This window comes from Seonamhaeicola marinus, from assembly GCF_008085455.1.
On record NZ_VSDQ01000519.1, the window covers coordinates 1 to 381 of the forward strand.

A 381-nucleotide genomic window follows, 5' to 3' on the forward strand; every position below is an offset into this window, starting at 1 on the left:
TAATAAACATTGTTCTTGGTCTAAAGTTGTGTTATCAGAAATGAAACGTTGCATTTTACCTGGTAAAATTTTGTCCCAAATTTGTTCTGGTTTCCCTTCAGCTTTTAACTCAGCTTTAGCATCTTCTTCAGCTTGTGCTAATGCTTCAGGAGTTAATTGTAGTTGAGAAATGTATTTAGGTACGTTTTTAAGTGTTTTACCTAAACGCTCTAACTCTTCATTATCTTTTTCAATAGCTGCAATTCTGGCTTCAGTTTCAGAAGCAACGTAAGCAGGATCAAAATCTTTGTAAGATAATGTAGTTGCTCCCATAGATGCAATTTGCATTGCTACGTCTTTAGCTAATGTTTCAATATTATCAACTACGCTAGAAAAACCAAC

1 pseudogene is annotated in these 381 nt (G+C 34.1%); it reads right to left on the reverse strand.

What is annotated here, in order from left to right:
* Positions 1-381, reverse strand: a pseudogene (locus FUA24_RS08035) (translation elongation factor Ts); the annotation flags it as partial.